9 protein-coding genes, 4 tRNA genes and 1 pseudogene are annotated in these 10,304 nt (G+C 39.1%); 6 read left to right on the forward strand and 8 right to left on the reverse strand.

Annotation, left to right across the window (positions count from 1 at the left end):
• Positions 1 to 124: 124 nt before the first annotated feature.
• Positions 125 to 1,024, reverse strand: coding sequence for an integrase arm-type DNA-binding domain-containing protein (locus FTU79_RS15615; RefSeq protein ID WP_180051282.1), 900 nt, complete (start codon positions 1,022 to 1,024; stop codon positions 125 to 127).
• A gap of 1,071 nt (positions 1,025 to 2,095) precedes the next feature.
• Here FTU79_RS15615 and glnA point away from each other — a divergent pair.
• A complete protein-coding gene (gene glnA, locus FTU79_RS15620; RefSeq protein ID WP_171319222.1) occupies positions 2,096 to 3,511 on the forward strand; it encodes a type I glutamate--ammonia ligase in 1,416 nt (471 codons plus the stop codon).
• A gap of 96 nt (positions 3,512 to 3,607) precedes the next feature.
• Positions 3,608 to 3,886 carry a hypothetical protein gene (locus FTU79_RS15625; protein ID WP_078191902.1) on the forward strand — a complete coding sequence of 93 codons (279 nt, stop codon included), beginning with the start codon at positions 3,608 to 3,610 and terminating at the stop codon, positions 3,884 to 3,886.
• A gap of 84 nt (positions 3,887 to 3,970) precedes the next feature.
• Here the strand turns inward: FTU79_RS15625 and FTU79_RS15630 are convergent, their stop codons facing one another.
• Positions 3,971 to 4,885, reverse strand: coding sequence for a polysaccharide deacetylase family protein (locus tag FTU79_RS15630; RefSeq protein ID WP_180051284.1), 915 nt, complete (start codon positions 4,883 to 4,885; stop codon positions 3,971 to 3,973).
• Between the two features lie 203 nt (positions 4,886 to 5,088).
• Between FTU79_RS15630 and FTU79_RS15635 the strand changes: the two genes are divergently transcribed.
• The 4 genes from FTU79_RS15635 (at position 5,089) to FTU79_RS15650 (ending at position 8,505) form a co-directional block, all read left to right on the forward strand.
• Positions 5,089 to 5,574: a chorismate lyase gene (locus FTU79_RS15635; protein ID WP_168379166.1), complete on the forward strand. Its 486-nt coding sequence runs from the start codon at positions 5,089 to 5,091 to the stop codon at positions 5,572 to 5,574.
• A 22-nt stretch (positions 5,575 to 5,596) separates the two neighbouring features.
• Positions 5,597 to 6,478, forward strand: coding sequence for a 4-hydroxybenzoate octaprenyltransferase (gene ubiA, locus FTU79_RS15640; RefSeq protein WP_168379167.1), 882 nt, complete (start codon positions 5,597 to 5,599; stop codon positions 6,476 to 6,478).
• Between the two features lie 122 nt (positions 6,479 to 6,600).
• A complete protein-coding gene (locus tag FTU79_RS15645) occupies positions 6,601 to 8,061 on the forward strand; it encodes a S9 family peptidase (protein ID WP_180051287.1) in 1,461 nt (486 codons plus the stop codon).
• Positions 8,062 to 8,244: 183 nt separating this feature from the next.
• Positions 8,245 to 8,505 (forward strand): hypothetical protein, encoded by a 261-nt coding sequence (locus FTU79_RS15650; RefSeq protein ID WP_168379169.1) that lies wholly within the window; start codon positions 8,245 to 8,247, stop codon positions 8,503 to 8,505.
• A gap of 75 nt (positions 8,506 to 8,580) precedes the next feature.
• On the opposite strand, the gene FTU79_RS15655 is transcribed toward FTU79_RS15650, so the two are convergent.
• From FTU79_RS15655 to FTU79_RS15680, 6 genes and pseudogenes are all read right to left on the reverse strand, one after another.
• A complete protein-coding gene (locus tag FTU79_RS15655) occupies positions 8,581 to 9,063 on the reverse strand; it encodes a DUF2726 domain-containing protein (RefSeq protein ID WP_218945491.1) in 483 nt (160 codons plus the stop codon).
• A 22-nt stretch (positions 9,064 to 9,085) separates the two neighbouring features.
• Positions 9,086 to 9,161: transfer RNA gene (locus tag FTU79_RS15660), tRNA-Asn, on the reverse strand.
• A gap of 258 nt (positions 9,162 to 9,419) precedes the next feature.
• Positions 9,420 to 9,495, reverse strand: a tRNA-Asn gene (locus tag FTU79_RS15665).
• A 217-nt stretch (positions 9,496 to 9,712) separates the two neighbouring features.
• Positions 9,713 to 9,788, reverse strand: a tRNA-Asn gene (locus FTU79_RS15670).
• A gap of 5 nt (positions 9,789 to 9,793) precedes the next feature.
• Positions 9,794 to 9,869: transfer RNA gene (locus FTU79_RS15675), tRNA-Asn, on the reverse strand.
• 328 nt (positions 9,870 to 10,197) lie between these two features.
• Positions 10,198 to 10,304: pseudogene (locus FTU79_RS15680) on the reverse strand (IS5/IS1182 family transposase); the annotation flags it as partial.

A 10,304-nucleotide genomic window follows, 5' to 3' on the forward strand; every position in this document is an offset into this window, starting at 1 on the left:
AGGTTTCAGCTTAGACCAGTGTTGATCATTCAGCATAGTTCGAGGCATAGCGAGAAGTAAGTTTGGTTTGGCGATTAAATTTTACTTTCTCGCTATTTTTTTGAACAGCAAATGTCAACAGACCCTATTGGTTTTTTAGAATTGCGTATACTTGATCTGACATCGGAAGAATATGTTCGCGGCTTTTCTTCATGGCAGTCTTAGGAAAAGTTACGATGCGATCGTCAAAATCCACCCACGACCATTCCATACGGCGTATTTCTATGGTTCTAAGCATCGTGTAAAGCAGCATAAGACCAGCATTTTTTACCGTTTCAGTGCCGCCGTAAGTTTCTAAGCGAGTTCTGATCTTGATGCGCTCATCTTTATTCAATGGTCTTGCATGGGTAACTTCGGGTCGTATAACCACATCACGAACAGCGTATGTTGGATCGTTCTCAGCGCGCAGGGTGGCAATGGCATATCGCATAACTGCACCAATAAACTTCCTATTCTGTATAGCTGTAACCTCACCAGTGCCACGATTCTTTTGAGATCTAACTCGTTTAATAGTATTTTTCAAAATACCTAAAACATCAGTTGACGTTACGGCTTTAATGTCTTTAGATCCGATAGCCGGAAACACATCTTTTTCCATAGAAACTGAAAATTGGTTTTTGTAGTTTTCAGTCTTAGAGCTTAGGCGCTCTGCATAGTATTCTAAAGCAACATTTTTAAAAGTATTTGTTAGTTTGCTTTCTTCTTCAAGTTTGAGCTGCTTTCTCTCTAAAACAGGGTGAACTCCTCGAGCAAGTTTAGCCCTCATTTCTTCACGCAAAATACGTGCATCTGCTAAACCGATTGATGGATACTCACCAAGACTCATAGATGACTCTTTACCTTGATGCGTAAATTTAAAACGCCAAACTTTCGTACCTGATGGGCGAACTTCAATATACAGGCGATCTGAATCTAATATTCGGTAAACTTTCTCTTGTGGTTTAAGTATTTTAATTTTTGCATCTGTAAGCTTATTGGAGGCCATACGGGTAACGAACAGGTAAATTTAAGGTTACCCGCAATATTACCCGTAAATGTACCGGATTAAGAAGAACTAAAAGGAACTAATACAAACCTATTTTGTAACAAATCAGACTGTTATGTAGGTCAAAGGAACTAATGGGGAGCAGTGTGAATCTCAGTACTTTTTTTCGATCATCAAAAGCATGAGCGTATTAACCTTTGAAATTTATGCACTTAACTGTGCTTTGAATAGTCCGAAATGATTCTAAATAGTTGTATATTGACCCAAATATCGTGTGGATATTTTTAATAGAAAAATAGTGAAATATTTAGAATGCAGCCAATCATAGCAAATATTATTCAATTTCTGCTGAACAATTTCGCCAAAGTTCATCGCAACTGAAATCATTTCAATAAATTTTCGACTTATAAATTTGGGATTTAATTTGAACAAGACATTAGGCTGAATTTAAGTGGGTAAAATATGTTCAATTGATATTTTAAAAAGATCTGCTTGATGTCGTTAAAAATAGCAATTCAGGCTCTAGATGGAAAAATATGAATCGTTTTGAAGCAAAATCACCAAAATGGAGCACAATTAATGTAAAGGTAAATTGATTAAAATTAAAACAAAATGGTTAAATTAACGTCGAAAAATGGGTACTTTAGGGGCTCAAAAAATCTAAATATCGATTATGAATATAGTGATTACGCTGATTTTTTTCCATCTATAACTAGCTAAACCATTAGTTTCTCTCGTATTTAAATTCGATCTTAAAGCTTTGATAAAATCTCAATGATTTTATCGTTGAAAGCGATTAATCATTTTGGTGCATACTAGTGCAAAACCAAGTTGCACTATTTTGATACACCTGCGAGAAGTTTTTAAACAAAAGTGATGAAGAGTGGCTGAATATGGTGCATTTACTGTTACACACAGTATAATAGTCGAAAAGCAAGGAGTTAAAATCTTCTATTCTGATAAGGAATTCAATATTTTAGCTTGGCTTTTAAAAGTTGGTACGGTAATTGCTTAATAACTACCAACTACTAACACGCACTTCAGTGTGCACAAAAAAATCATCGGAGCAAAATGAGCATGGCGAACAAGGTCCTTCAACTCATCCAAGAAAGTGGCGCAAAATGGGTCGATTTTCGCTTTACTGATACTAAGGGTAAAGAACAACACGTAACTTACCCAGCAGATTCAATCGACGAAGATACGTTTGAAGATGGCAAAATGTTTGATGGTTCTTCAATTGCTGGTTGGAAAGGCATTGAAGCATCTGACATGATCTTACGTCCAGATGCAGAAACTTGTTTTATCGACCCGTTCTTTGCAGAAGCTACAGTTGTTGTGACTTGTGATGTTATCGAACCTTCAACTGGTCAAGGTTATGAACGTGACCCACGCTCTATTGCTCGCCGTGCGGAAGAATACCTAAAATCAACTGGTATCGGTGATACAGCTTTCTTTGGTCCAGAACCAGAATTCTTTGTTTTTGACGAAGTAAAATGGGACATCGATATGTCTGGCGCGCGCCACACATTAATCGCTGAAGAAGCTGCTTGGTCTACTGGTAAAGATTATGAAGCGGGTAACTCTGGTCACCGTCCACGTGTGAAAGGTGGTTACTTCCCAGTCCCTCCTGTTGATTCTTCACAAGATATGCGTGCAGATATGTGTGCAAAAATCGAAGATATCATGGGCCCAGGTCGTGTAGAAGTACATCACCACGAAGTTGCATCTTGCCAGCTTGAAATCGGTGTAAGCTTCAACACTATGGTTCGCAAAGCGGACGAAGTTCAACAGTTCAAATATGCTGTTTGGAACGTTGCTCACCAATATGCTAAAACTGCTACATTTATGCCTAAACCAATGGTTGGCGATAACGGTTCTGGTATGCACGTTCACATGTCGATCTCTAAAGATGGCAAGAACTTGTTTGCTGGTGATGAATACGCTGGTCTTTCAGAAATGGCGTTGTACTTCATTGGCGGTGTGATCAAACACGCTCGTTCATTGAACGCAATCACAAACCCATCAACTAACTCGTACAAACGTTTAGTTCCACATTTCGAAGCGCCGATTATGCTTGCTTACTCAGCACGTAACCGTTCAGCTTCTATCCGTATTCCTTATGTTTCTAGCCCTAAAGGCAAACGTATCGAAGCACGTTTCCCAGATCCAATGATGAACCCGTACTTAGGTTTCGCTGCACTTCTTATGGCTGGTCTTGACGGTATTCAAAACAAGATCCACCCAGGTGAAGCTGCTGACAAGAACTTGTATGACCTTCCTCCTGAAGAAGAAGCTAAAATCCCTACAGTGGCTCATAGCTTAGATATGGCGCTTGAAGCGCTTGCTGCGGATCATGATTACCTTCTTAAAGGTGGCGTGTTCACTAAAGAAATGCTTGATGCTTACATCGAACTTAAAACTGAAGAAGTTCGTCGTCTTAACACGACAACTCACCCAGTTGAATTCGACATGTACTACAGCTTGTAATTCTGTACAGAATTTCACTGTAAAAAGACCCGCCTTGTGCGGGTTTTTTTATGAGATGGGTTAAGATAATGCAAAGATTTGAATGAATATCTAAACATGGCAAAACCACGTAAAAAACATACCGGTTTTTTTCCTTGGATTGATCCAGCGGATCAAGCAAAGGGATTTAAACTCAACTTCTCAGAAGTGACTTATTTGGAAGTGGGGCGGACCGTTGAAGGTTATAAGCAGGCTGAATTTGTCGAACTGAAAAACCCAGAGCTAGCATTGGAATTTGATTACCCAGAAAGTTTTTATATTACGACCGAAGGGCTGGTTCTGATTAAAACGCCGCAAGGCAAGTTTGAAGCCATTGCCAAGACAGATAACTTTTAATTCCACACTAAAAAAATTGAACTGAAAAAATGACCTGCAACACAACAGGTCATTTTTATTGAATATCCAGTAATTCACCAACCCTCATTGCAAACCATGCTGTTTTAGATTATCGATTTCATAAGGCGCATCTTCGGCGGGGTAGCGTAAGTTTTCGAATCCTTTTGTTTTGGCAATCGACCAAATCACACTTTCACCCGCAGGGATGTTTTGGCTGCGCTGTGCATATAGTGGGTCTTGTAGGGCGTCTGCTGCTGAAATAAATGTCCAGCCATGCTGCTGAAAGGCGGTAATGAGATCTTTTAAAAATGCGGCATTAATAGCATTTACATGTAAAAGTAAAACATGCTGTGGCGAACGATTTATGGTGAGCTGGGCAAGTTGGTCATAATAATCTGCTCGGTGAAGCAAGTGAGCAATATACGCTTGTTTTAGTCGGTCTAATTTGTCCTGATCTTGCTGTTTGGCATAGTCGAGATATTTTCGATTATATAACCAGTCACTGGCATCAATACTTACTCCGCCAATGCGATATTGATGCTGCGCTAACCACTGATAGACAGCATCACGTTTTTCAGCGCTATTTCCTTCCTTTAAAAATGGATAACGGTAGATACGTATGTAATTCGGCAGTGTTTTTAATACGGTATCTGCCTGTTCAATGCTATGCAGATAATCGTGTACAGTGACATTTTCTTTATTCAGGTTTTGGTGCGATGCGCTGTGATTGCCAATCAGATGGCCGGATTGTCCCCACGCTTGAATCAGTTGCTTGCCTTGATAATCACCAATTTTAATCAGGCTCGGAAAAACAATACTTTTGATTTGTTGATCATGCAGATGCTTTAAAATTTGAGCATTGATTTGTTCCGCTTGTGCGTTAAACGCTGGATTTAATCCATCATCAAAACTCAGCGCAAGAGATTTTGCTTGAGCCGTGATATTGGCACAAAGTAAAACGAAAAAAATAAAAACATATAGCGGCTTATATGGAAACATTATGCTTGTGTAATTTAGTGGTTATCCACGACATCATACTGTGTAAGTGAGGTTTGTGTTGATTGCAAATGTAATGAAGTACTTAAGCCGTTTTGGTTTTGCTCATTTTACTTAAAACAAGCTATTGCGCATGAAAAACGATGTTGAGTTGGTTACACTAAGGATTCGCTATACTCAGCAAAAGCTTATAAGGGAAATGAAATATGCAGCGTCAAGCATGTGAAATGCGGGATAAAAGAATGTCTCCTGAATTAAGAACATGGTTGTATGCTTCGGGTTCATTAACCCAACAATTAACAGATTTTGCCCAAGGTGTATTTAAAGTTGAGCCGAGTATTGAGCAATTTCAACGCATGACGCTTCAAGATGCACAGTGGCTGAAAATGCCAATACAGCACACAGCTTGGGTACGTGAAAGTTATTTATATGGCTGTGAAGCTGAGCCGTGGGTCAAGGCAAAAAGTATATTTCCAATCCTTAGCATACAAGGGCGTGCGCGGATTTTTCAGCATATTGGTAAAAAACCCATCGGACATTTTTTATTTCAGCGTACCAATCCGAAGTGCGAGCGGCGTGTATTGTGGCTAGACGATGGTTGGACACGTCAGAGCTGTTATACTTGGCATGGTTGTAAATTTATTGTTCAGGAAACTTTTTTAGAAAGTTTTGAGCAATATTTGCAGAAATAACATTACCAGATGAAGGACAATCATGGCCGTGGTGCAACAGATTACTTGGCAGCAGCGTTTAGAAGCTTATTACTATTTATGTCGCTTCGATAAGCCAATTGGCACGGAACTGGTTTTTTGGCCAACCATGTGGGCACTGTGGATTGCTAATCAAGGAACACCGCAATTCAGTATTTTGATTCCCATGATTTTGGGCACGATATTTATGCGTGCAGCAGGTTGTGCGATTAATGACTTTGCTGACCGTAAAGTCGATGGTGCTGTGGAAAGAACCAAGCATCGTCCTTTAGCCACTGGGGTGATTAGTGCTAAAGAAGCCATATATGTGTTCCTGATCTTGGTACTTGCTAGCGCATGTATGTTGTTCTTTTTACCGATAGAAACTTTTTATTGGTCCTTTGGTGCATTGTTTTTAGCGTTCATTTATCCCTTTATGAAACGCTACACGCATCTGCCACAAGTATTTTTAGGCGCGGCATTTTCATGGTCGATTCCTATGGCTTACACCGCAGTAGGGCAAACACCTGATTTAACGTGTTGGTTATTGTACTTTGGTAATTTGGCGTGGACCGTTGCGTATGATACACAATATGCCATTACTGACCGTGAATATGATTTGAAAATTGGCGTGAAATCGACTGCGATTTTATTTGGTAAATACGATATTGAAATTATTTCATTATTGCAGGTGCTTAGTATTGTACTAATTGGTTCTGCACTGTATTTAGAAGATCTCTTGATGCCATTCGGTTTGGTCGCGTTGTTGGCTGTGGCTGCCGATTTTATTTACCAGTGGACTAAAACCAAAGGCCGTGATCCGCAGTTATGTTTTTGGGCGTTTCGCCATAACCGTTGGGTAGGGCTTATGATTTTTATTGGAATTTTTATGGCATTGGTTCTTTAATGTCATTGATCTGAAAATGTTTAAAATGAACTAAAGCATCCTATTCGGGTGCTTTTTTTTATGCATTAATAAAAAGGCATGTAGTTTCATGCTTAAAGAATAATGATTAAAAAGGATATTTTATGAAACGTTCAAAAATAGCATTAGCTCTGACAGTTGCAGTTTCTATGCTGTCTTTAACCGCGTGTAATGACGATGATAATGACTCATCATCTTCGAATCAAAAATCAACATTTGTGTCTGAAGCAAATTATGCTTTAGATACTGTAGACAATACATCGTCCATTAAAGTCATGACGTATAACATGACCAATGTGCAGGGGAAAGCAGCAACAGCAACAGCCTTAGTATTATTTCCAAAAGCTACACAACCTAAAGATGGGTATCGTGTTGTGGTATGGGAGCATGGAACAGTCGGGGCTGGAGATGAATGTGCGCCAAGTAAAAATCTAATTCATCCACGCTTTAAAATTCTAGCTAACACGCTTATGGCGGCAGGTTATGTAATTGTGGCACCAGACTATGAGGGTTTAGGAACCAAGGGGGTTCATCCATACCTTAATTTATCGAGTGCGGCAAATTCGGCGCTTACTGCAGTTAAAGCGGCAAAAGAACATTATGGTAAGCAACTCAATGGTCAGTGGATGTCGATTGGTCAATCGCAAGGTGGTCATGCATCCTTAGGGACGGCGGAATTTGCGAATACCGATACTAATTATAAAGGTGCAGTAGCAGCCGCACCTGCGTCGAGTTTAGGCACGATTATTAAGATCTATTTAGATCCAAAACTAAATGTTGATGCAAACGGTCAACCTAAACCCCATGGATTGAATAGATTGGATGAACAGTTGGCACAAGTGCGTTATGCACTTAGTATGGGGCAGCTTTCTGAGGTTCAAGCACAGGCGTTAATTGATCAAATTGCAGATGGCTATGCTGAGCTTTTGGCATATGCTGCATTGACCAGTTCAGGTATTAAAGCCTATGAGCCAAATTATGATTTAAAAAATATTTTTACTGCTGATGCTGGTGTTATTGCAGAAAAAGCCTCTGGACGTACAGGGGATGACGGTGCATGTTTAAGTTATGCCGATCCAAATGGCGCAAATGGTTTGCAAGAACAGTTTAAAGCAGCTGTGATTGAATTTTTAAAGGATCCAACGCATACGGTTTCACAGTATGGAATTGATTTGAATAAAATCGATACCGATCCTGTTGTTCAGAAATTTTTAATTGACAATCAGCCAGCGACAAATGCTACTGCTGCCAAAGTAATTAAAGCGCCTGTGTATATTATTCAAGGTGCAAATGATCAGGCAGTTATTCCTGTGGTTACGCAAGCGCTATTTGCAAATATGAAAACACAAGCGAAGAAGTATTTCCCAGATGCAAATTATGCTGAAGGTTATCAATTAGACGTTGTGCCAAATGCAAGTCATACACAGGCAATTATCTGTAGAAATGCGCAAGCGGTCGAATTTATTCAAGCTAAAATGTCTGCAGGTACAGGTATTGTCTTAACCAATGAGCAAAAAGATGCAAGCCAAAGTCCACATTGTAAGGGGGTAGCTGCTTCAAGCTAAGTTTTTAAATAATAAAAAAGGAGCATGTCTCCTTTTTTTATTGAATATTGGATTGTTAATCATTCAATCCGTGAAAATGAGGGGGTATAGTTGGTTAGAGTAAAGAATGATATGAAGGCTTGAGCGAATTTTGTTTTTTGCTATATTGGGCGTCGAATTATTTATGTAAATGAAAGAATCGTTATGTCTGAAGTTAAGCCAAAGCCCAATACCAAAAAGATGATCATTTTGATGGCACTTGGGCTATTGATTCCTATATTTTTGGTCAGTATGGCTTTTCTTGCAGTCAATAGTGATGCCAAAAACCAAGAAAAATATAAGCAACAACAAGCTGAAATGATTGAGCGCATTAAAGCTAAAGAAGCCCAAGATGAGGCTTTGGCTGCTGAGGCTGACCAAGCAGTATCAGAAGTGCTGGCTGCTCAAGAGTCAAATGCTCAATAAAATTCTGTTTACATTATCGATGTGAATGCAATGCGCATTCACTCAATGTTTGATTTTGATTTACGTATTTTACAACTATTTATTTATATCATGCCTGAGCGTGTGAACTGTTGGAATACTGGTGTAGCGGATTACACGGTAGCCCGCTTCTTCAAGCATTGCATCACGTTCAGCATCTTCTTGCTCTTTGCCTATATGACTAGGGTCATCCAGTTCGATAATCACAAGCACATTATAAGTTTGGTCAAGTATGACAAAATCAGTGACTTTTCGATTAAATCTATTCCTAATTTTATAATTTTGATTGGTGATCAGTGCGCTAAAAGCCACTTGGGCTAAAATGTGGTAGTTCGGAAATGCTTCATTTAAACGATGAAACATCTTACTTTCAAAGGCAGTGATTACACGACGTGGGAAAAACTTTTGTTTGCTTCTAAACAGTCTCGGAAAGACTAAGCAGACAAGTGCAAAAGTTGCCAAGCAACCAATAATAAAAAATATGAACTGACTGAGATCTGGCACGGAATAAACTACATATATGAAAAAAGCCCACGTCATGATGCGTGGGCTTTTTAGAATTTGGCTCTCCAACCTGGGCTCGAACCAGGGACCTGCGGATTAACAGTCCGTCGCTCTACCGACTGAGCTATTGGAGAATCTGCACGCATTCTATGGGGCAAATGCAGTGAGGTCAAGTCGGAATTGCAAAAAATAAGAAAATTTAGGCTGAATGTATTAAATATAAACACCTTTAATATAAAGTGTTTTTAAAACTTAAGCTTTGATAATTGCTTCTAATGTGGAAGGAGAGGTCGGTGAATAGCTTAGGTCATAGAGCAAGTGATTCTTATCTTAAAAATAAAAGCCTAGAGCATAAAAAAAGCCCACGACATAATGCGTGGGCTTTTAGAATTTGGCTCTCCAACCTGGGCTCGAACCAGGGACCTGCGGATTAACAGTCCGTCGCTCTACCGACTGAGCTATTGGAGAATCTGAAACGGATTCTAAAGATGTATGGCAGGGTGGTCAAGCCTGATTTAAATAAAATACAGAAAAATCAAATTAAGTGTTTTAAAAATAGCCGAATCAGACAAGTTAGTACTTATACGGATACTTTTAGGAAAGCATAAACAAAAAAGTAGGTATGCTTTGCTTAAACAACAGGCAATAAAAAACCCACTTCGTAATGAGTGGGTTTTTTAGAATCTGGCTCTTCCACCTGGGCTCGAACCAGGGACCTGCGGATTAACAGTCCGTCGCTCTACCGACTGAGCTATGGAAGAATAGATGGCTCTCCAACCTGGGCTCGAACCAGGGACCTGCGGATTAACAGTCCGTCGCTCTACCGACTGAGCTATTGGAGAATCTGATGCGCATTTTAGGGATGAATTTTAAAGTGGTCAAGCAGATTTGATGAAATGACTATTTGAATGTTTTTTTATTGTTCAAGTCTAGAAATTTTTTCTTAAATAGTGGTTATTTTTGAAGTTTTTTATATCATCTAGGTTGCTGATTTGCTTTATCGTCAAATTTTGTAGATTTAAATTTTTAAGCGTAGTTATGCGTTTCTCTTGATCTAAAGGAATTATAATTTGGAATAATAAATATATTTCTAAAATTTGATGGTTTGCGAAGGTATCTAAATGAAATTTAGAAAAAGACATAACAGGTTTAATAGATTTCTTTCATAAGTCATTTTTCACTCAGCTCCAAGTTATAAATTCCAGCAATTAGATTGAATCTTAATGCTAGTCTTTTGCCTCGATTGCGATATCGCTCAGCAAGAATTTTGAAGGTTT

Origin of the sequence: Acinetobacter sp. YH12144, from assembly GCF_013418345.1 — a bacterium.
GTDB classification, from domain to species: domain Bacteria; phylum Pseudomonadota; class Gammaproteobacteria; order Pseudomonadales; family Moraxellaceae; genus Acinetobacter; species Acinetobacter amyesii.